We start from the raw sequence: 20255 nt of genomic DNA, 5'->3' as shown, positions 1-20255 counted from the left end.
ACTCGGAGCGCCTCCATGTCACTCTTTCTCGTGGTTTTCGCCGTCTGTCTGCTGGTCAGCGTGGCCACCGTGACGGCGCTGATGCTGTCTCGAACGCCCCGTTACCGCACCCAGGCGCAGGATCTGCTCGATCTCTTCGATGCGGTGCTGGAAAACCGTGCCAGCGAAGCACGCTGGCATACGCTGATCGGCTATCCGATCCGCCACGATGCCTATCTGGAAAACCTGCGCCGGCGAAGCCAGCATCTGATGGAAACCCACGGGCGCCCCTGGCAAGTCGCCCAGGGCGGGTCGCTGTTTTCCCGCAGCGGACGTGAAGAGCTGGTAGCGCTGCGCGATCATCTGGCTGCCCACCAGGCGCTTCAGGGAGGCGAATATCGTGCCTGATCCGGCTCTCTTGCGGCAGACATCATGACCGACACGATTCGCCTGGCGCCGCTCGACAACGCCATTCAGCATCATCATCACGACTATCACCAGATCGTGATCGGGCTGTCCGGCTACGCGGAATTCGAGATTGCCGGCCAGGGCGGCGTCGTGGCGCCGCTTTCCGGTTGCCTGGTGCCGGCCAATATCGAGCATTATTACGAAGGAATTGGCGACAACCGTCAGTTGATCATCGACCTGCCGGACGACGCCGCTTCCCTGACCGGCATGCACCGCCCGTTGAGAAGCCTGTTCGACCGTCCGGGCTATTTCTCGCTGGACGAGTCGCTGCAGCATTATCTCCAGTTCCTGATTCAGGAGATGACCCATGCCAGCCATGCGCCAGCGGATCTGCTGGTCACGACGCTACTGAGTTCGCTGCACGCCCGCCTCAGCGCGGCGTTCCGCTCTCCGCCGCTGACCAGGCGAACCAGCCGGTCGCTGGACATTCAACGACTCGAGCAGTTCGTGCTGGAACGTCTGGACCAGCGCCTGAGCGTATCCGACCTGGCCAATCTCGCCTGCCTCAGCGAGGCGCACTTCTCCGAGCGCTTTCGCGAACAGACAGGTATCACGCCGTATCAGTTCGTGATGCGGTTGCGGCTGACCCGGGTTCGCGAGCTGACGACATTGACCGACATGCCACTGGCCGAGATCGCGGAACGCACCGGATTCGCCAGCCAGAGCGCTCTGAGCCATGCCTTTCGCCGTCGCTACGGCCACTCTCCCATGCAACTGCGTCACCCCTCTCGCTAGCGGATAACCCGGGCTTTTTCGCAAATCTCCCCCGGATAATTGGCAAGAACCCTTCCCCTGTTTCACGCTACGCTTTGTCTGAAAAATGCCTGCGCTCGCCCATACTGCGTTAAAAATCGGCTCAAAAGGCTCATTTACTTCCCTGTAAACTCCGCTTTTTCGCCGATTTTTGCCTTGTCTGGCCATCGCTCGTCGATTTTTCAGACAGAGCTTAGAGTCAGCCACCACGCCTTCCATTATTGACGGCCACCGCCTGCTTGCCGCGAGCGGTCGCCGAGGCTAACGCCGATTCCTGTGGACCATACTGCAGTGGTCCATACTGCTATAGGGGCTTCAACAATGCTAAAAGCCGATCAAATGCTGGACACTGCCACTTGGCAGACTTCGCTCGACGACCTGTTTGCCAGAATCAGCGACCATTACATCGTCGACGAAGACGCCTATCTGACCGAGCTGTGTACGCTCCTGGGAGCCGGTGAAGCCGATTTCGCACGAATCGGTGACAAGACAGCACAGCTGGTGCGCGATGTCCGGGCCATGGATACCGCCGTCGACTCCATCGATGAGCTGCTTCAGCAGTACAGCCTCGACACGCAGGAAGGCGTATTACTGATGTGCCTGGCCGAAGCGCTGCTGCGCATTCCCGACAAGGCCACCGCCGACGCGCTGATCGAGGACAAGCTGGGGGTCGCCGACTGGAAGCGTTATCTGGGCCAGAGTGAATCCTGGTTCGTCAATGCCTCGACCTGGGGCCTGCTGATGACCGGCAACGTGATCCAGATGGACAAGCCGCGAGAAGGCAAGCCGGCCAACTTCATCAACAAGATGGTCAACCGCATGGGCGAGCCGGTCATTCGCAGTGCGATGTACCAGGCGATGAAGATCATGGGGCAGCAGTTCGTGCTGGGCCGCACGATCGACGAAGCGCTCAAGCGCTCCCGGCCGCTCTTCAACAAGGGCTACACCTACTCCTACGATATGCTGGGCGAAGCCGCCCGGACCCGTCAGGATGCCAAGCGCTATTTCGACGATTACGCCGCGGCGATTCTCAAGGTGGGAGAAACCAGCCTCAAGCTGGACGCCAGGACACCGGCGCCGTCCGTCTCGATCAAGCTGTCGGCGCTGCATCCGCGCTATGAATTCGGCCGTCGCACCCAGGTACTCGAAGAGCTCGTCGGTACGGTCAAGCAGCTCGTCGAACTGGCGCGCGAGCGCCATGTGGCGCTGACCATCGACGCCGAAGAAGTGGACCGCCTCGAGCTGTCGCTCGAGGTCTTCCGCGCCGTCTTCGAGAGCGATGTCTGTCGTGGCTGGGGGCATTTCGGCCTGGTGGTCCAGGCCTATTCCAAGCGCGCGCTGCCGGTCCTCCACTACATCAACCGACTGGCCGATCGACAGGGCGACGAGATTCCGCTGAGACTGGTCAAGGGCGCGTACTGGGATACCGAAATCAAGGAGTCGCAGAAACTCGGTGTCGGCGGCTACCCCGTCTATACCCGCAAGGCATGTACCGATGTCGCCTATCTCGCCTGCGCCCAGTTCCTGCTGTCCGAGAACACTCGCGGCCGCATTTTCCCTCAGTTCGCGACGCATAACGCGCACACCATCACCAACATTCTCGAACGGGCCAACCATGCCGACCGCGCGTTCGAATTTCAGCGCCTGCACGGCATGGGAGAAGCCCTCTACGACGCCGCGCTGTCACGAGCGCCCGAAGGCACCTACTGCCGCATCTACGCCCCGGTGGGAGCACACAAGGATCTACTGCCCTACCTGGTCCGGCGCCTGCTGGAAAATGGCGCCAACTCGTCATTCGTCCATCAGCTGGTCGACCCGCGCGTTCCGGTGGAATCGCTCTGCGTTCACCCGATCGCCACCCTCAAGCAATACCCGACCTTCGCCAATACCAAGATCCCGTTGCCGCGCCAGATCTATGGTCCGACACGCAAGAACTCCAAGGGCGTCAACTTGAACATCAATAGCGAATATCAACCGCTCGTCGATCGCATGGCGGACTTCATGGAGCGCGAGCATCACGTCAAGCCGCTGCTCGGAATCAATGTCGCCGACGACGAGAGCCAGCGCCAGCGCGTCACCAGCCCGTACGACCGCCGTCAGTCCGTGGGCAGCGTGCAATGGACCACGCGCGAGCAGGCCGAGAAGGCCGTCGATATCGCCTGGCAAGCCTTCCCCCGCTGGAGCGAGACGCCAGTCGAGGAGCGTGCGGCCATTCTCGAACGCCACGCCGACCTGATGGAGACGCATCTCGCGGAACTGATGACGCTCTGCTCCCGCGAGGGCGGCAAACTGCTCACCGACGGTGTCGACGAGATTCGCGAAGCGGTGGATTTCTGCCGCTACTACGGAGCGCGCGCGCGCGAGCTGTTTGCCGAGCCGAGCGTGTTGCCAGGGCCGACCGGCGAGTCCAACGAGCTGGTGTTGCAGGGCAAAGGGGTCTTCGCCGCGATCAGCCCCTGGAACTTCCCCGTCGCCATCTTTACCGGACAGCTCGTTGCAGCGGCGGTGGCCGGCAATACCGTGCTTGCCAAGCCCGCCGAGCAGACCTCGCTGGTCGCCAACCGCGTGATCGAATTGCTGTACGAGGCCGGCATGCCCCGGGACGTGGTGCAGTTGCTGCCCGGCGACGGTCCCACCGTGGGTAGCGTCCTGAGCAGCGATCCGCGCATCACCGGCGTGGTCTTCACTGGCTCCACCGACACCGCGCAGATCATCAACCGGGCCTTGGCCGCCAGGGAAAATGCCGCGCTGCCCACGCTGATCGCCGAGACCGGCGGCATGAACGCGATGATCGTCGACTCGACCGCCCTGCCCGAACAGGTCGTGGCCGATGTCGTCCATTCCGCATTCCAGAGTGCCGGCCAGCGCTGTTCCGCACTGCGCGTTCTCTATCTTCAGGAAGATATCGCCGATCGCGTGATCGAGATTCTGCGTGGCGCGATGGCCGAGCTGCGCATCGGCGATCCGCGTGACCTGGGCACCGATGTCGGTCCGGTCATCGATGAAGACGCCCGCCAGGGTCTGCTCAAGCATGTCGAGACCATGAAGGTCGAAGGCCGTCTGATCGCGGAAGCGAAGCTCGATCCGGCCCAGACCGGCAACGGCACCTTCGTTGCGCCGATGGCATTCAATATCGACGGCATCGAAGCGATGGAAACCGAACAGTTCGGCCCCCTGCTGCACATCGCCCGCTACCGCGCCGATCAACTGGAAGCGGTCATCGATTCCATCAATGCCAAGGGCTACGGACTGACGTTCGGCGTTCACAGTCGCAACGAGAACTTCACCAACCATGTCGCCAGCCGCATCCGCGTCGGCAACGTCTATGTCAATCGCGACATCATCGGCGCCGTCGTCGGTGTCCAGCCGTTCGGCGGACAAGGATTTTCCGGTACCGGACCCAAGGCGGGCGGCCCTCATTATCTGTTACGCTTCGCCACCGAAAAGACGCGCACTATCAATACGGCCGCGCTGGGTGGGAACGCCTCACTGCTTGCCATGGGAGACGAGTGATCGCCACGTCCGGCCTAGGCTTTGTCTGAAAACTGCCTGCGCTCGGCCATACGGCGTTAAAAATCGGCTCAAAGTACTCATTTACACCGCGTAAACTCCGTCTTTTCGCCGATTTTTGCCTTGTCTGACCTTCGCTCGACGACTTTTCAGACAAAACCTAATAATTAAGAAACAGGAGACGTTTTTATGGCTATTGGTGTCTGGATAAGCCTTTTTGCCTACTTTGCGCTCATGATCGCCATCGGCCTCTACGCCATGCGCACATCCACTTCCACGTCGGAAGACTACATGCTGGGCGGCCGGACGCTCAGCCCGCAGGTGGCGGCGCTGTCGGCCGGCGCCTCGGACATGAGCGGCTGGCTGCTGCTGGGGTTGCCCGGGGCGATGTTCGTCTCCGGCCTGGGCTCGGCCTGGATCGGTATCGGCCTGTTCGTGGGCGCCTTTTTCAACTGGCTTCTGGTCGCGCCACGTCTTCGTGAACAGACGGTTCACTATGGCAATGCGATCACCATCCCGGCCTTCCTGGCAAACCGGTTCCCCACCCGGGCCATGTCGCTGCGAACGGTCTCTGCCATCGTCATCGTCGTGTTCTTCGCGGTCTACACGGCGTCCGGCCTGGTGGCAGGCGGCAAGCTGTTCGAAAGCGCCTTTGCCGACGTCATCAACATCGGTGGCCTGAGCGACTATGCGGCAGGCGTGATCATCACGCTCGGCGTGGTCCTGACATATACGGTCGTTGGCGGCTTTTTGGCCGTGAGCATGACCGACTTCGTGCAGGGCTGCATCATGATGCTGGCACTGGTGATCATGCCGGCGGTGGTGATCTTCGGCGAAGGAGGCGGCGGTTTCTCCCAAGCCTCGCAGACCCTGAACGAGGTCGATCCCACCCTTCTGTCGTGGACAGATGGGCTGACCTTCATCGGCTGGCTCTCCGCGGTGACCTGGGGGCTGGGCTATTTCGGACAGCCGCATATCATCGTGCGCTTCATGGCCATCCGGTCGCTGAAGGATGTACCCGTCGCCCGCAACATCGGCATGAGCTGGATGCTCATCTCCCTGATCGGCGCTGTCTCGCTGGGGATATTCGGCCGGGCCTATGCGATCCGTAACGGTATGGAAGTCGAGGATCCGGAAACGATCTTCATCATCCTGGCGGATCTGCTGTTCCATCCGCTGATCACCGGCTTCCTCTATGCCGCGCTGCTTGCCGCGATTATGAGTACGATTTCCAGCCAGCTGCTGGTGGCCTCCTCGTCACTGACCGAGGATTTCTATCGTCTGTTCCTGCGCAAGGAAGCAACGGAGAAGGAAACCGTGGCCGTCGGCCGTCTCAGTGTCGTGCTGGTTGGCCTGGTGGCCGCCGTGATTGCGTCCGACCCGGACTCTCAGGTGCTGGGGCTGGTGAGCAACGCCTGGGCCGGCTTCGGTGCGGCATTCGGCCCGTTGATCCTTCTCTCGCTGATGTGGTCGCGCACCAATGGCGCTGGCGCCATCGCAGGCATGGTGGTGGGCGCTCTCACCGTCATCGTCTGGATCTCGCTGGGCTGGAACGGTGAATTCATGGGGGGCCCCGGCGTCTACGAGATCATTCCCGGCTTCATCGCCTCCGTCATCGCCATCCTGGTGGTTAGCAGCGTGACCAGCGATGCCGGGGAGTACAAGCAGATCTCGCGTTAGCAAAGCGTGCGTGATGGACTCTAGGCATCGAAGGGCTCCTGCGGGAGCCCTTTTTCATGCTCCGTTCATGCCCTCCCGATACCCGGCCCGCGTCCCCGCCCTGGCTTTGCCTGAAAGGTGCCCCCTGGCTTTGCCTGAAAGGTGCCGTGCCCACCCATGCATGCCTGCAGCCTTTCCGCCTCCGGGCCCTAGACATGATGTTCGCGGAACGCCCACAGCCGCGAACCGATGTAGGTGATCAACGGCACGGTCAACGTAGCAATGACGATGGCCCAGAATCCCGCGATCCTGGTGGATGCCAGCAGCGCCGCCAGCACCCCGTTATTGAGCACGAATCCCAGCACCGCCAGCGTGAAAAAGCGCTTTGCCCGCCCGCGGCGCCGGAATGTCAGCCGCCGATGACCAATGAGAGATATCTGGAAGGCCACCAGAAACCCGCACAGGTTGACGATGAATTCCGACAGCGCCGGCCATAGCGCGCTCAGGACAGCCGCGACCGACAGATGGGCAGCCGTCGCCGCCGTGCCTACCAGGCCGAAACGTGCGGCGGTCTTGGCTTCGCGCTTGAGTCGACGTTTCATGAGTTGCGGGAGGCCTCATCGACCAGACCCGCTTTGGCCAGGCTATCTTTATCATCCAGGCTGTCTTCGGCGACCAGGTAGAGCGGCCGCTGCTTGGTTTCGATGAACAGGCGTCCCACGTACTCGCCCAGAATCCCGACGGACAGCAGTTGCATGCCGCCGAAGAACAGGATCGCCGTCATCAAAGAAGCATAGCCGGGGACATCGCTGCCCACCACGATCACACGCCCCACGAGCAGCAGAATGTAGAGGAATGCGAGCCCCGCGATGACCGCGCCGAAATACATCCAGATGCGCAGCGGCCAGGTCGAGAAGCTGACGAAACCGTCGATGGCGAAGTTCCAGAGTTTCCAGAAGTTGAACTTGCTCTCTCCGCTCTCTCTCGCCGGCCGGTTGTAATAGATGCCGGTCGAACGGTATCCGGGCCAGCTGAACAGCCCTTTCATGAACCGGTTACGCTCCGGCAATCGCTTGATCGCCTCGACGACACGGCGATCCATCAGCCGGAAATCTCCCGCGTTACTGGGGATGGGCGTCTCCGCCAGCCGGTTGAAGAAGCGATAGAAAAGCCCCGCGGAGGTCCGCTTCGCCTGGGTATCTTCATCCCGCGAACCCCGAATGCCGTAGATCATGTCGTAGCCGTGCTCCCGCCATAGACGAATGAATTCCAGAATCACCTCCGGCGGGTCCTGCAGATCGACATCCATCGGCACCACAGCATCACCGCGCGCATGGTCGAGACCGGCGGTCATGGCAGCCTCCTTGCCGAAATTGCGCGTCAGCGATATCACCCGAGTGCGAGGATCCAGCGCTGCCCGCTCTCGCAGCGTGGCCAGCGTCGCATCGGTGGAACCGTCGTCGACGAACAGAATTTCCAGTCGCGGCACCGCATCGCCCAGCGTGCAATCCACGGCTTCCAGGAACCGCTCGATGGCCGTTTCCTCGTTCATCACCGGCACCACGATCGACAACATCCAGTTTCTCTGACGACTCTCCACGAGCACTCCTTGCGCGATGTGCTGCCATCTCATCTCGTATTGGCAACTCGAGCCATTCGCTACTACGCTAATCCTAGCCGGTAGCAGCGGATTGCGCACAAGCAGGCATAACGCCTATGGAGCTGTAAAAAAACGCTGTTTCAAAATTTTACTGGACATAAAAAACACTGTTTCCTATCATAGGGACGTTGTCTCATAGAATGTGAAAGCCGGTAACACGGCTTCATGATGAAAGGAAGGGAGTACTTATCATGACCAAGACCAAACTGTTTTCTGCACTGGTGGTTGCCGGCGCTTGCGCATTCGGAACCCAAGCCGCTTTCGCCTACGGCGCTGGCGACTTCTACGGCCGTCTGGGCGTTGCCAAGACCGACGTTGACACCGGTTATACCGATGACAACGACAAGGGCGCCTACCTGGGCCTGGGTTACATGGTTCACGACAAGATCGGTGTCGAGCTGAGCTCCATGACCGAAACCAAGGTTCACGCTGAAGGCGGCAACTTCAAGCAGGTTCCGATTAACCTGATGGCTCAGTACTACCCGCTCGGCGGCATGGACTCTCGTGTCCAGCCCTATGCTGGTGTCGGCGTCAACTACACCACGTTCTCCGACGAGAGCGGTGTCGGCAGCGTAGACGACTCCTGGGGCGCAGCCGGCCAGTTGGGCGTTGACCTGAACGTCACCGAAAACTTCGGCTTTAACGCTTTCGCGCAGTACACCGATGTCAGCGCCGACATCGATGGCGGCCGCGACATCGATCTCGACCCGGTCACCGTCGGTGCCGGTGTTACCGCTCGCTTCTAAGCGATCGGCGATCGATAGCAAAACCGGGCCTCAGGGCCCGGTTTTTTGTGTCCGCGATTCAGCAAGCGAACGACCATGCTCGCTGTGACCGCTCACGCCTGGGTGACGATGCGGTCGACGACGGCGAGTTCACGAATTACCGGCTCTCTCCTCGAGGCCGGTTCGTCCTTGAGCCACACCTCCATTGCCGGCGCGACCGCGCAGCTCTCCGGCAGGGTCGCACGGGCGTCGATCAGTGCCTGCAGACGGGCGATAAAGACGTACCGCAGCCATTGCGGCAGTGACATGGTATCGACGCAGAATGGTTGCCGGCTTTCGAACGCCGAAGCGTCCGGCCGGGATTTCTCCCAGAAGCCGGCCTCCATCAGGGCCGTTTCCAATTCACGCAAGGCACTGGCCAATTCATCGTGTGGACTCATTCTCTCTCCTGTTGCTGTCTGGATATGGCGCCTTCAGGGTTGCTCACAGAAACCCTGAAAGAGCCTGTGGATAAACTTGGGACACCTTGATCGGAGCGCCGCAAGCCATGCCTTGGCGGAAACTGTTCAATTTTTGGCCACCCCCTATCCAGCGCCATCACCGCAAGTTACAGTGCGCGCCTTGATGAAAATGACGACCGCTACCATGCAAACGCTGAGCGATTTTTTCGCCCATAGCGGCGCAGAGCTTGCGCTGTCGACCCTGGGCCGACGTGTGGCGCCAATGCGCCAGGACACTTTCGCTGCCTTCGAACAGGAGCGCGAGCCATGGCCGCTACCCTGGAACGGCCATGCACAGGTCGCATGCGCCCTGCGCTGGCCAGCTACCTACCAGGATCCGGCGATCTGGTTTCTGTCGTTACCGCTGGACGAACAGGGCATGCTGGTTCCTGCCGCGCGCGACGGATTTCTCGATCGCCTGCTCCAGACCCTGGGCACCCAGGCTGCCGATCCGTCAGAGAACGGTCTCGCACAAGGTAAGCTGGAGCCGCCCAATCTGATGCAGGACAATCCACTGGCATTCGAACCGGAGCTGCACCAGCGCGCGCTGCTGCATGCTCGCCTGTCTCGCCATTTCGGGCAACCGTCGTCATCGCATTCGGACATGGCGCGCCGTTACCTCATCGGCGACGACGCTCTCAATTGGCAAATGCTCGGCCTCCAAGGGCTGGCCGATCAGGTGGTCGCCAGCGATCCCGCCGTCATCGAGGCATTGGCGCTGCGCCTGAACACGCTGCCCCGCGAGGTGATCCTGCCGCTGTGCTACCTGATGGAGCATGGCGATACGCCGGCCGAGCTTCTTCCCACTCTCTGGCACGCCCTCGCCACCGCCCGCGAAGCGCAGGATATAGAGACGTTCTGCGCCCTGCTGAGAGCGCTACTGGGCAGTGACGAACCCCGGGTCGGAGAATGGCTCGATGGTATTCTCGAAGACGACGACCTCATGGCCGCCGACTGTCTCGCCGCCATCGCCGCCCGCGGCTGGCAGCACCTCGAACATGAAACCCGGCTCGAGCGGTTTCTGGAACGTCTGGCAAGTTGCAGGAATGCCAACTTCCGCCGCGTCGTCCATGATTTGGCATTGATCCCTCGCCTGCGCCTGCCCATATTGATGATGCTGCGTCAGGCGCCGGCGAACTCTGCCGTGGGCCGGCTCGTCAGAGAATGGAATGCTTGAACCCATGAAAGCACTACCCTACCAGGCCAAGGCGGTCATCGGCCGACGTGAAATGGTCACGCTACCGGACCTGCACATGACACTCTGCTGCAAGGCGGACACTGGCGCGAGGACATCGGCCTTGCATGCGGAACGGATCGAACCCTACGAGGAGAACGGTCACCCGTGGGTTCGGTTCATCACCCGCTCAAGTGGCCAGCAGAGCACGCACCATGAATGTCAGTTGCCTCTGCACGATCGTCGCCGGGTGAGAAGTTCCAACGGCCAGCAGGAGTGGCGCTATGTCATTCGTACGCGTCTTCTGCTCGGCGGGCTGGATTTCCCCATCGAGCTGACCCTGACCGATCGCAGCAACATGCGCCACCCCATGCTGCTGGGAAGGCGCGCCATGCGGCGGCTTCTGGTTGCCCCTGGCGCCGCGTTCCTGCACGGTGAACCCTGACGGCCCGTTTCGCCTCGCCCTTCCTTCCATTCACGCATCGGAGCCCCAAGCGCATGCATATCGGCATCCTGTCACGCAATCGCAACCTCTACTCGACGCGCCGCCTGGTCGAGGCCGCCGAGCAGCGTGGCCATACCGTCAGAGTCGTCGACACGCTGCGCTGTTACATGAGCATCGCCTCGCACCGCCCTTCGATTCATTACAAGGGCGAAGAGCTCGAGTCCTTCGATGCCATCGTTCCGCGTATCGGCGCGTCGGTCACATTCTATGGCTGTGCCGTGCTGAGGCAGTTCGAGATGATGAATACGTACGTGCTCAATGACTCGGTCGCGATCACTCGCTCGCGAGATAAATTGCGCTCCCTGCAACTGCTCTCTCGCAAAGGGTTGGGACTACCGGTCACCGGCTTTGCCCACTCGCCCGACGACATCCCCGACCTGATCACCATGGCTAAGGGCGCACCGTTGGTGATCAAGCTGCTGGAAGGCACGCAGGGCATCGGCGTGGTCCTGGCGGAAACCAACCAGGCCGCCGAGTCGGTCATCCAGGCTTTCATGGGCATGAAGGCGAACATCATGGTTCAGGAATACATCAAGGAAGCCAAGGGCGCCGATATTCGCTGTCTCGTGATAGGCGACAAGGTCGTGGCATCGATGAAACGTCAGGCTGCCGACGGCGAATTCCGTTCCAACCTGCACCGCGGCGGCACCGCCAGCGTCATCCGCATCACGCCGGAAGAGCGCTCTACCGCGATTCGTGCAGCCAAGGCCATGGGGCTCGGCGTGGCGGGTGTCGATCTGCTGCGCTCCAACCATGGCCCGGTGATCATGGAGGTCAATTCCTCCCCTGGCCTGCAGGGTATCGAAACCGCGACCGGCAAGGATATCGCGGGCCTGATCGTCGAGCATCTGGAGAAAAATGCCAGCACGCCACGGAAAGCGCCGCCGAAACCCAAGGGCTGATGGATAGCGGTCGAACAAATGGCCGAAAATCCTAAATTTTTCTGCGCCCGGGGGTGGCAAAACAGTGTTTCCGGCCGCACAATTTGTGTCACCTCAGGAGGTGGCCGCACATGTTTCTCGACAATCGCCAAGTGGCGATGGACAGCGTACTCGAAGCGCTGGCCGACAGTCTCGATTACTTTCAGGACAATCTCGATCGCCTGCGACCGGCGTTGCGTAATGCCCTGAAACCCCATTACGAGGAACGTGGGGCCGCCATGCGCGAACTGCAGCAACTGGTTCGCGAACATCTCGATATACTGCCTCGCGATGCCGATGTCGAACGCGACGATTACCTCTGGCTCTGGAGCCGTATCAAGAGCTTCGTCGGCAACGACAGTGCCGTACTACTCGGAGAGCTGCTCGAGCAGGAGCGCGTATTGATGCAGGCACTGGGCACCGCGTTCACGCACCCGTTGCCGGAAGCCCTGGAGCCCGCGCTGGAACGGTGCTGGAAGAACTGCCGAGCCCTGATTCGGGAGATCAACAAGCTGCAGCAACGCCAGCGCTGAGAAGCGGTTCCTGAGAGCAAACTAACTTGCTGGCGACACTCGCGCCGCGGCGCACGTGTCATGGCGATGACAGCTGAATCGGCTCCAGAGGTCCCAGGAAGTAAGGCTTCCGCCCCCAGACGTAAAGATCGCCAAAGGTAGCGGCACGGGCGAGCCATTCGCGCAGTCGTAGCCGCCATTCTCCCTCGACGCCATCATCGGGCACCGCACAGCCGGTGGCCTCGATCCCCATAACCTCGGCGATGAACAGAGCCCGTGGCAGGTGCCAGCCCTGGGAAATCAGCATCAGGCGATCCGCACCAAACACCTCCTTGGCACGAACCACGCTATCGAACGTACTGAAGCCGGCATAATCGAGCGTCATGTGAGCATCGCTGACGTTGCGATGACGCAAGGAGCGCCACATGCTGATGGGCTCGTTGTAGTACCGCGTGCGGTTATCGCCGGAAAGCAGCAGATGCTGAACGCGGTGAAGCCTCAGCAGCTCTGCCGAGGCCTCCATCCTGGCCTGATAGTAGGGATTGGCACCGCCCTCTCGCAGCCACTGCGCGGTACCGAAGACCAGCCCGACCGGCTGCATGGCACACAGCGGCACCTCGTGTTCGATGCGCGCGTGGGTCTTCTGGAGTATCCAGAGATTGATCACCACGACACCGATCACCAGCAGCAACAGGCCAGCGAACAGCGTCTTGAGCAATCCCTTCAGCAGCTCGAGCATGGATGAACGGCACGGTAACGGTGAGGGGAAAGCGATCGTCGGGCGCCCCAGCCGGGAGTCGAGTAGCGATTCGGGATGTCGATCAGCATGTCGCGTTCGTTATCCTGCCAAAAAACCGGCTCGCGCAGCCCGGAAAGCCTGACTCCATGCCACATGCCCAGGGTCCCGTCGACCCTAGAACATTCCCAGCTCCAGGCGCGCCTCTTCGCTCATCATCTCACGGCTCCAGGGAGGATCGAAAACGATTTCCACGTGAACCTTGGAGAACTGCGGCGCACCGAGAATCTTGCGCCGCGCGTCTTCAGCGATCACGTCGCCCATGCCGCAACCGGGCGCCGTCAGCGTCATGCGAATGGTCACCATGCGTTCGCCGGTAAGCAGGCGCTCGATACGACAGCCATAGACCAGTCCCAGATCGACGATGTTGACCGGTATCTCCGGGTCGAAGCATGTCCGCAACTGCTCCCAGACGAAAGCTTCCATTTCCGCTTCCGTCGCATCGGGATCCAGCGTCGGCCGCTCGAGCGCCTTCAGCCCCAGCGCGTCGAGATCATGGCCTTCGATCAGATAGAGACGGCCTTCGTAGCTGACGGTAATCGAGTTGCCCTTGGCCTGCATCACCACCACGGTGCTGTCCTCGGCCAGCGTGATGGTCTTGCCGAACGGAATCGAAATGACATCGACATCCCGCTGCAGCGGCATTTCCTGACCCTTGTAGACCTCGTTTAGCGGATCCATCGTTGCTCCTGACAGAATTGCCGGCCCGGACACGCCGGAAGCCGGAACCGGCTCAGCGCAGCATGCCCAGCACGCGCTGCAAGGCCTCGACGAACGCATCGACCTCTTCCGGCGTGTTGTAGACCGCCAGCGAGGCACGACAGGTCGCCTCGACACCGAAATGACTCAATACCGGCTGGGCGCAGTGATGCCCGGTGCGAATCGCCACACCCAGTTGGTCGATCAACAGACCGATATCCTGGGCATGCGCACCGTCGACGAGAAACGAAATCACGCCCGCCTTCTCCGGTGCCGTGCCAATGATTCTCAGCCCGTCGATCTGCTCGAGCTTCTGGGTCGCATGATCCAGCAACCACTGCTCCCAGGCCGACAGCCGCTCGATGCCGAGCGCGTTGACCCAGTCCAGTCCCGCGCCCATCGCGATGACATCGGCCACCGAAGGCGTTCCCGCCTCGAACCGGTGCGGAACGGCCGCGAATTCAGTGCCACGATCGAAGGAGACTCGAGAGATCATCTCCCCGCCACCCTGCCACGGCGGCATGGACTCGAGGATGGAAGCCTTGGCATACAGCGCCCCGGCTCCCATCGGCCCATAGACCTTGTGACCCGAGAAGGCGTAGAAGTCGGCATCCAGCGCCTGCACGTCAACCGCCTGATGCGGCACCGCCTGGGCGCCGTCGACCAGCATGAGCGCACCATGGACATGGGCGTCACGCGCCATCTCGGCGACGGGATTGATCGTGCCCAGCGCGTTGGAGACGTGGTTGACGCAGACCAGCCTGGTCCGCTCGCCCAGCATCTCGCGATAGGCCTCCAGATCGAGGACACCTCGCGCATCGACGGGGATGACCTTGATCGCGATACCCAGTTCACGCTCGAGCAACTGCCAGGGCACGATGTTGGAGTGATGCTCCATCAATGAGATCACCACCTCGTCGCCAGCCTTCAGGTTGGCCCGGCCCCAGCTGTTGGCGACCAGGTTGATCGCCTCGGTGGTCCCCCGCGTGAACACGATCTCGCGCGGCTCGAACGCATTGAGGTGGCGCTGAACCGTGGTGCGCACGCCTTCGAAGGCTGCCGTCGCCTCGTCGGCTAACGTATGCAGCCCGCGATGGATGTTGGCGTTGTAACGACGGTAGTAGTCGCTGAGGCTGTCGATGACCGCTACTGGCGTCTGGCTGGTAGCTGCATTATCGAGATAGATCAGCGGTCGACCGTGCACCTCTCGATCAAGAATCGGAAAATCCCGACGTACTGCCGCCAGGTCCAGCGTCAGATCGGTAATCGCGGTCATCTCAAGCCTCCTGAATCGCCTCGGCGGTTTCCACCAGATCAGCCAGGTTGAAACGATCCGGCAGACGTCCCGCAACGGCCCGTTCGACGCGCTCGGCGATGACGTTGAGGCGCACCTTGTCCATGACTTCGCCGACGAAGGCCAATGTCAGCAGCGCCCGGGCCATCGGCTCGTCGATGCCGCGGCTACGCAGCGCATAGACGGCTTCCTCGTCCAGTTGGCCTGTGGTAGCGCCGTGGGAACATTTGACGTCGTCGGCGTAGATCACCAGCTCCGGCTTGGTGTCGATCTCGGCACGGTCGGACAGCAGCAGGTTGGCGTTGTTCTGGTACGCCTCGATCTGCTGCGCGTCCTTCTTGACGAAGACTTTGCCGTTGAACACGCCACGAGAACGGTCATCTAGCACACCCTTGTAGTTCTCGTTGGAGAACGTGCGCGGCGCGTTGTGATTGACCAGCGTGTGGTTGTCGACGTGCTGACGCCCCTGGACGAAGAACAACCCGTTATAGGCCGCTTCGGCGCCTTCGGCATTGATATCCGTCACCAGATCGGTACGTACCAGCGCCCCGCCAAGGTTCAGGTTGTACGAGTTGAAGCGGCTGTCGCGCCCCTGATCGACGTGGATGCTGGCCACGTGCAGATCCGTCAGCGCCGCTTCCTGCAACTTGTAGTGATCGACGATGGCGCCGCGATCGAGCAGCACTTCGGTCACCACGTTGGTGAAATTGGCGGCGTCGGGCTCGCCCGAATAATGTTCGACGATCGTCGCCTCGGCGCGCGCGCCCGCTTCGATCAGTACCCGCGGATGGCTCATCACCGGCCGTTCGTTGGCCCGCGACAGCAGCAGCACGTAGATCGGCTTGTCGACCACCGTACCGGGTGCCAGACGCACGATGACGCCCTCTTCGGCGAAGGCGGTATTGAGCGCCGTGAACGGCGAGAAATCGACACCCGCCAGACGGCCGAGCGAACCGCCTACTGCCTCGTGGTTGGTAGCCATTGCCTTGGACAGCGGTTCGAGGGAAACGCCGGCAGGCAGGCCGTCGAGCCGGGACAGCTCGGCACTGAACACGCCGTCGACCAGTACCAGCCGATAGGCGTCGATATCCAGGCGCTGCTCGTCGAAGCGGGCAGTGTCGAACGCGGCGTCCGTCGCCAGAGCGAAATCGCCCTCGGCAATACGGCGCACGTCGGTATATTTCCACTCTTCGTCACGTCGCGTGGGAAAACCCATTGCCTCGAAGCGCGCCGCGCCGGCCTGGCGCCGTGCCGCGACCCAGCTGGGGTCTTCGGCGCGGCGTGCGGTCAGACGCTCGAGAAAGCGTTCCGGTGCACTCATGCGGCAGATCCCTCCAGCACCCAATCGTAACCGCGGGCTTCGAGTTCCAGCGCCAGGTCCTTGTCGCCGCTCTTGACGATACGACCATCGACCAGCACATGAACATGATCCGGCTCGATGTGATTGAGCAGGCGCTGATAGTGCGTTACCAGCAGAATGGCGCGATTAGCGTCACGCAGCGAGTTGACGCCGTCGGCGACGACCTTCATGGCATCGATATCGAGGCCGGAGTCGATCTCGTCGAGCATCGCCAGCTTCGGCTGCAGCACCAGCATTTGCAGAATCTCGTTGCGCTTCTTCTCGCCGCCGGAGAATCCTTCGTTGACCGCTCGCTGCAGGAAGCTCGGGTCCATCTTCATCTCGGCGCTCTTTTCGCGCACCAGCTTCATGAACTCCGGCGCCGGGATCTCTCCTTCCCCGCGCGCGGCACGCTGGGCATTGAGCGCCGCCTTGAGCAGGTAGATGTTCTTGACCCCGGGAATCTCGACCGGGTACTGGAAACCGAGCAGCAGACCGGCGCGAGCCCGCTCTTCGATTTCCATTTCGAGCACGTCCTGACCTTCGAACAGGATCGTGCCCTGCGTCACCTCGTAGCCATCCTTGCCGGCGATCACGGCCGACAGCGTCGACTTGCCCGCGCCGTTCGGCCCCATGATGGCATGGACCTCACCGGCATTGATGGTCAGATTGAGGCCCTTGAGGATCGCTTTGTCCTCGACCGTAACGTGAAGATCTTTGACTTCGAGCATGTGAAACCCTTGAAACGAGAGAGACCGCCGACGCAGCCTCCCGAATTGGCATATGAATTCGACAGTGGCGGCGAATCAGCCCACCGAACCTTCCAGCGTGACGTTGAGCAGCGCCTCGGCCTCGACCGCAAACTCCATCGGCAACTCCTGGAAGACGTCCTTGCAGAAGCCGTTGACGATCATGCTTACCGCGTCCTCTTCGTCGATCCCGCGCGCGCGGCAGTAGAACAGCTGATCGTCGGCGATCTTGGACGTGGTGGCCTCGTGCTCGACGGTGGCAGTGCTGTTGCCGATCTCCTGATAGGGGAACGTGTGGGCGCCGCACTGGTCGCCGATCAACAGCGAATCACACTGGGTATAGTTGCGTGCGCCCTTGGCCCGCGGCCCGATTTTGACCAGACCACGGTAGGCCTGATCGCTGCGACCGGCGGCGATGCCCTTGGCGACGATCGTCGAGCGGGTATTCTCGCCGATGTGGATCATCTTGGTGCCGGTGTCGGCCTGCTGGCGACCGTTGGTCACCGCGACCGAATAGAACTCGCCGATGCTCTCCTTGCCACGCAGCATGCAGGAGGGGTACTTCCAGGTGATGGCGGAGCCGGTCTCGACCTGCGTCCAGCTGATGCGGGAACGGTCGCCACGGCAGTCGCCACGCTTGGTGACGAAGTTGTAGATGCCGCCCTTGCCTTCCTCGTCGCCCGGATACCAGTTCTGCACCGTGGAGTACTTGATGTAGGCATCTTCCAGCGCGACCAGCTCGACCACCGCCGCGTGGAGCTGGTTCTCGTCACGCATCGGCGCGGTACAGCCTTCGAGGTAGGAAACCTGCGCCTGCTTGTCGCAGATGATCAGCGTACGCTCGAACTGGCCGGTATTGGCGGCGTTGATCCGGAAGTAGGTCGACAGCTCCATCGGGCACTTGACGCCTTCCGGTACGTAGACGAACGAGCCATCGGTGAAGACCGCGGAGTTGAGCGCGGCGAAATAGTTGTCGGCCTGCGGCACTACCGTCCCCAGATACTGGCGCACCAGTTCCGGGTACTCGCGAATCGCCTCGGAGATGGAGCAGAAGATGACCCCGGCCTCGTGGAGCTTCTCCTTGAACGTCGTGGTCACCGATACCGAATCGAAAACGGCATCGACGGCCACCCCCGCCAGCGCCGCCCGCTCGTGCAGCGGAATACCCAGCTTTTCGTAAGTTTCCAGCAGCTTGGGGTCGACCTCGTCCAGGCTCTGAGGGCGGTCTTCCGGCTTCTTCGGCGCACTGAAATAGGAGATTGCCTGATAGTCGATGGGGGGATATTCGAGATGCGCCCAGGACGGCGGCGTCATCTTGAGCCACTGATGATAGGCTTCGAGGCGCCAATCGAGCATCCATTGTGGCTCTTCTTTCTTCTGGGAAATGAAGGCGATCGTGCTTTCATCCAGGCCCGGCGGCACGGTATCGCTTTCGATGTCGGTCACGAATCCCTGCTTGTATTCGCGACGGACCAACTGCTCCATCTCTTCGCTAGCCATGGTCTTCTCTCCTCTCCACCGAGAGTCTTATGACGAAGATGCAATCCCGGCTGGACACGAGAAGCGGCAAACTCTCACCGCCACCGCACCTGCCATTGCCACGTCTTCTTAATGTTCGCGCACTGCCCCGGTCGTCGAAGGCAACGTCACGCTTTGAATCGGTAACTGCACCGGCAACTTGAGCGGGCTGGACTGAGCGAGATGCGCCAACGTGACACAGTCGAGCAGTGTCCGTATCGCCTGTGACACCCGCTGCCAGTTGTCGGCAACGCCACAGGTGTCCATCAGCTCGCAGTCCCCATCGGCATGGCTGCACTCGGTCATGCCGATCGGCCCCTCGATGGCGGCAATGATGTCGCTGGCGGTGATCTCCGCCGGAGATCGGGAAAGCACGTACCCCCCATGAGAACCGCGGCGGGATTCGAGCAAACCGCTTCGGGAAAGCATCTTGAGCGTCTTTCCTACCGTGGGGTGCGGAAGGCTCACGCGTGCCGCCAGTTCAGCCGCTGTATGCGCCTGCTCGGGATCCCGCGCGATCTGCGCCATGATCACCGCCGCATAATCCGTCAATTTCGATAGTTTCAGCATGCCGTGATGCCCTCTCGATCCTGACAGCCGCTATATAGGACCATTTTAGTCCTCTTTGCACACGCTGTGAACCCTTGGTTCTCGCCAGAGGACCGCGGCCTCTACCTGACTGCCTGCCTGCCCGAGCACCGTCGATGCCATCAGGAACGAGGAAGCCATTCACAGACACTTGGTGTCGTTGAATTACGCAACATCAAAAGAACACAAAAAGAAAAACTCGGAAAACTAAATTTTCCAATCACACCCATTGGAAAAATAAAGTTACCAAAACCGCTTCAGAACGCCTTTTTGGCGTCTCCAACCAGAGACAATAGATGTCGTCATAAAGTCACACGCTGTGCAATAGAACGACACTAAAGCCGCATTCTTCTTTACATGAGCTTTTCCTGAATTGGAACGAAAGACGCTTTGAAACTAACGTTGTCCTCGTATTTCGGAAACACTGTTTGTCATTAGCTGTAAAGAATAAAGATCTTAAAGACCACTAAAATCAAAGGCTTGACATCTTAATGGAAATTAGCCTCGGATTTGATTGGCTTTCGTAATCCTCATCGCCCCATTACGTGACGCTTTGCAGGACGTGACGTCTTTGCAGCGGATGACAAATTGCCGTGTTCAACACTCATATGAATGCCAATGACTGGCATATCGAATGACCGATGCCACGAGACAAGCTCGTGAACGTCGGACACATAACGATACGAATCAGCAAGGAGAGCCATCATGCGGATTACCATCTTTGGAACTGGTTATGTAGGTCTCGTTACCGGAACCTGCCTCGCCGACGCCGGCCATGAACCCGGCTTATTCATGAGGCCGGCCCGAAAACGAAGATAGCGGATGGTATTCTCTTGAAAATTCAGTGTGTTCCGCCAAGAATCTGAACCAAGAGAGCCATCCGCTATGGGTGAAAGCCTATCCACCT

At 60.9% G+C, this 20255-nt stretch carries 19 protein-coding genes and 1 pseudogene; 10 read left to right on the top strand and 10 right to left on the bottom strand.

Annotation, left to right across the window (positions count from 1 at the left end; genetic code table 11):
• Positions 1-15 precede the first annotated feature (15 nt).
• The 4 genes from R3F72_RS09310 to putP all read left to right on the top strand — a co-directional run bounded on the left by R3F72_RS09310 (position 16) and on the right by putP (position 6390).
• Positions 16-387: a hypothetical protein gene (locus tag R3F72_RS09310; RefSeq protein ID WP_332779508.1), complete on the top strand. Its 372-nt coding sequence runs from the start codon at positions 16-18 to the stop codon at positions 385-387.
• Between the two features lie 24 nt (positions 388-411).
• On the top strand, positions 412-1182 hold the full coding sequence (locus R3F72_RS09305) for an AraC family transcriptional regulator (RefSeq protein ID WP_332779507.1): 771 nt from the start codon (positions 412-414) through the stop codon (positions 1180-1182).
• 339 nt (positions 1183-1521) lie between these two features.
• Positions 1522-4713: a bifunctional proline dehydrogenase/L-glutamate gamma-semialdehyde dehydrogenase PutA gene (gene putA / locus R3F72_RS09300; RefSeq protein ID WP_332779506.1), complete on the top strand. Its 3192-nt coding sequence runs from the start codon at positions 1522-1524 to the stop codon at positions 4711-4713.
• Between the two features lie 186 nt (positions 4714-4899).
• Positions 4900-6390, top strand: a complete 1491-nt coding sequence (putP, locus tag R3F72_RS09295; RefSeq protein WP_332779505.1) for a sodium/proline symporter PutP — start codon at positions 4900-4902, stop codon at positions 6388-6390.
• Between the two features lie 188 nt (positions 6391-6578).
• On the opposite strand, the gene R3F72_RS09290 is transcribed toward putP, so the two are convergent.
• Both R3F72_RS09290 and R3F72_RS09285 read right to left on the bottom strand, forming a co-directional pair.
• Positions 6579-6971 carry a GtrA family protein gene (locus tag R3F72_RS09290; protein ID WP_087719319.1) on the bottom strand — a complete coding sequence of 131 codons (393 nt, stop codon included), beginning with the start codon at positions 6969-6971 and terminating at the stop codon, positions 6579-6581.
• Positions 6968-7969 carry a glycosyltransferase family 2 protein gene (locus R3F72_RS09285; RefSeq protein WP_256961242.1) on the bottom strand — a complete coding sequence of 334 codons (1002 nt, stop codon included), beginning with the start codon at positions 7967-7969 and terminating at the stop codon, positions 6968-6970. Before R3F72_RS09285 ends, R3F72_RS09290 begins: the two co-directional genes overlap by 4 nt.
• Before the next feature lie 251 nt (positions 7970-8220).
• Between R3F72_RS09285 and R3F72_RS09280 the strand changes: the two genes are divergently transcribed.
• Positions 8221-8775: an OmpW/AlkL family protein gene (locus R3F72_RS09280; protein ID WP_087719321.1), complete on the top strand. Its 555-nt coding sequence runs from the start codon at positions 8221-8223 to the stop codon at positions 8773-8775.
• Positions 8776-8867: 92 nt separating this feature from the next.
• Here R3F72_RS09280 and R3F72_RS09275 read toward each other — a convergent pair whose 3' ends face one another.
• A complete protein-coding gene (locus R3F72_RS09275; protein ID WP_087719322.1) occupies positions 8868-9194 on the bottom strand; it encodes a YqcC family protein in 327 nt (108 codons plus the stop codon).
• A gap of 205 nt (positions 9195-9399) precedes the next feature.
• Between R3F72_RS09275 and R3F72_RS09270 the strand changes: the two genes are divergently transcribed.
• The 4 genes from R3F72_RS09270 (at position 9400) to R3F72_RS09255 (ending at position 12386) form a co-directional block, all read left to right on the top strand.
• A complete protein-coding gene (locus R3F72_RS09270; protein WP_087719323.1) occupies positions 9400-10431 on the top strand; it encodes a DUF3549 family protein in 1032 nt (343 codons plus the stop codon).
• 4 nt (positions 10432-10435) lie between these two features.
• On the top strand, positions 10436-10873 hold the full coding sequence (locus R3F72_RS09265; RefSeq protein WP_071233235.1) for an ATP-dependent zinc protease family protein: 438 nt from the start codon (positions 10436-10438) through the stop codon (positions 10871-10873).
• Between the two features lie 53 nt (positions 10874-10926).
• Positions 10927-11835: a 30S ribosomal protein S6--L-glutamate ligase gene (gene rimK / locus R3F72_RS09260; protein ID WP_303854878.1), complete on the top strand. Its 909-nt coding sequence runs from the start codon at positions 10927-10929 to the stop codon at positions 11833-11835.
• 110 nt (positions 11836-11945) lie between these two features.
• Positions 11946-12386 (top strand): hypothetical protein, encoded by a 441-nt coding sequence (locus R3F72_RS09255; protein WP_071233237.1) that lies wholly within the window; start codon positions 11946-11948, stop codon positions 12384-12386.
• Positions 12387-12444: 58 nt separating this feature from the next.
• Here the strand turns inward: R3F72_RS09255 and R3F72_RS09250 are convergent, their stop codons facing one another.
• From R3F72_RS09250 to R3F72_RS09220, 7 genes are all read right to left on the bottom strand, one after another.
• Positions 12445-13104, bottom strand: a complete 660-nt coding sequence (locus R3F72_RS09250; RefSeq protein WP_303854880.1) for a SanA/YdcF family protein — start codon at positions 13102-13104, stop codon at positions 12445-12447.
• 174 nt (positions 13105-13278) lie between these two features.
• Positions 13279-13842 (bottom strand): putative Fe-S cluster assembly protein SufT, encoded by a 564-nt coding sequence (gene sufT, locus R3F72_RS09245; RefSeq protein WP_087719327.1) that lies wholly within the window; start codon positions 13840-13842, stop codon positions 13279-13281.
• A 52-nt stretch (positions 13843-13894) separates the two neighbouring features.
• Positions 13895-15136, bottom strand: a complete 1242-nt coding sequence (locus R3F72_RS09240; RefSeq protein WP_332779504.1) for a cysteine desulfurase — start codon at positions 15134-15136, stop codon at positions 13895-13897.
• Position 15137: 1 nt separating this feature from the next.
• Positions 15138-16475 carry a Fe-S cluster assembly protein SufD gene (gene sufD / locus R3F72_RS09235; RefSeq protein ID WP_332779503.1) on the bottom strand — a complete coding sequence of 446 codons (1338 nt, stop codon included), beginning with the start codon at positions 16473-16475 and terminating at the stop codon, positions 15138-15140.
• The gene (gene sufC / locus R3F72_RS09230; RefSeq protein WP_071233242.1) at positions 16472-17224 is read right to left on the bottom strand and encodes a Fe-S cluster assembly ATPase SufC; all 753 of its coding nucleotides are present in this window, start codon (positions 17222-17224) and stop codon (positions 16472-16474) included. Before sufC ends, sufD begins: the two co-directional genes overlap by 4 nt.
• Before the next feature lie 75 nt (positions 17225-17299).
• Positions 17300-18742 carry a Fe-S cluster assembly protein SufB gene (sufB, locus tag R3F72_RS09225; protein WP_087719330.1) on the bottom strand — a complete coding sequence of 481 codons (1443 nt, stop codon included), beginning with the start codon at positions 18740-18742 and terminating at the stop codon, positions 17300-17302.
• A 108-nt stretch (positions 18743-18850) separates the two neighbouring features.
• Positions 18851-19330 carry an SUF system Fe-S cluster assembly regulator gene (locus R3F72_RS09220; protein WP_087719331.1) on the bottom strand — a complete coding sequence of 160 codons (480 nt, stop codon included), beginning with the start codon at positions 19328-19330 and terminating at the stop codon, positions 18851-18853.
• 723 nt (positions 19331-20053) lie between these two features.
• On the opposite strand from R3F72_RS09220, the pseudogene R3F72_RS18650 reads away from it, so the two are divergent.
• Positions 20054-20128: pseudogene (locus R3F72_RS18650) on the top strand (hypothetical protein); the annotation flags it as partial.
• Positions 20129-20255 lie beyond the last annotated feature (127 nt).

It is taken from the genome of Salinicola sp. 4072 (genome assembly GCF_036663415.1).
GTDB lineage: Bacteria > Pseudomonadota > Gammaproteobacteria > Pseudomonadales > Halomonadaceae > Salinicola > Salinicola salarius_A.
This window is presented reverse-complemented; position numbering and strand designations above follow the sequence as displayed.

Coding starts and splice junctions, on each gene's coding strand:
- R3F72_RS09310 (WP_332779508.1), top strand. CDS start 16: ATGTCACTCTTTCTCGTGGTTTTCGCCGTCTGTCTGCTGGTCAGCGTG.
- R3F72_RS09305 (WP_332779507.1), top strand. CDS start 412: ATGACCGACACGATTCGCCTGGCGCCGCTCGACAACGCCATTCAGCAT.
- putA (WP_332779506.1), top strand. CDS start 1,522: ATGCTAAAAGCCGATCAAATGCTGGACACTGCCACTTGGCAGACTTCG.
- putP (WP_332779505.1), top strand. CDS start 4,900: ATGGCTATTGGTGTCTGGATAAGCCTTTTTGCCTACTTTGCGCTCATG.
- R3F72_RS09290 (WP_087719319.1), bottom strand. CDS start 6,971: ATGAAACGTCGACTCAAGCGCGAAGCCAAGACCGCCGCACGTTTCGGC.
- R3F72_RS09280 (WP_087719321.1), top strand. CDS start 8,221: ATGACCAAGACCAAACTGTTTTCTGCACTGGTGGTTGCCGGCGCTTGC.
- R3F72_RS09275 (WP_087719322.1), bottom strand. CDS start 9,194: ATGAGTCCACACGATGAATTGGCCAGTGCCTTGCGTGAATTGGAAACG.
- R3F72_RS09270 (WP_087719323.1), top strand. CDS start 9,400: ATGCAAACGCTGAGCGATTTTTTCGCCCATAGCGGCGCAGAGCTTGCG.
- R3F72_RS09265 (WP_071233235.1), top strand. CDS start 10,436: ATGAAAGCACTACCCTACCAGGCCAAGGCGGTCATCGGCCGACGTGAA.
- rimK (WP_303854878.1), top strand. CDS start 10,927: ATGCATATCGGCATCCTGTCACGCAATCGCAACCTCTACTCGACGCGC.
- R3F72_RS09255 (WP_071233237.1), top strand. CDS start 11,946: ATGTTTCTCGACAATCGCCAAGTGGCGATGGACAGCGTACTCGAAGCG.
- R3F72_RS09250 (WP_303854880.1), bottom strand. CDS start 13,104: ATGCTCGAGCTGCTGAAGGGATTGCTCAAGACGCTGTTCGCTGGCCTG.
- sufT (WP_087719327.1), bottom strand. CDS start 13,842: ATGGATCCGCTAAACGAGGTCTACAAGGGTCAGGAAATGCCGCTGCAG.
- R3F72_RS09240 (WP_332779504.1), bottom strand. CDS start 15,136: ATGACCGCGATTACCGATCTGACGCTGGACCTGGCGGCAGTACGTCGG.
- sufD (WP_332779503.1), bottom strand. CDS start 16,475: ATGAGTGCACCGGAACGCTTTCTCGAGCGTCTGACCGCACGCCGCGCC.
- sufC (WP_071233242.1), bottom strand. CDS start 17,224: ATGCTCGAAGTCAAAGATCTTCACGTTACGGTCGAGGACAAAGCGATC.
- sufB (WP_087719330.1), bottom strand. CDS start 18,742: ATGGCTAGCGAAGAGATGGAGCAGTTGGTCCGTCGCGAATACAAGCAG.
- R3F72_RS09220 (WP_087719331.1), bottom strand. CDS start 19,330: ATGCTGAAACTATCGAAATTGACGGATTATGCGGCGGTGATCATGGCG.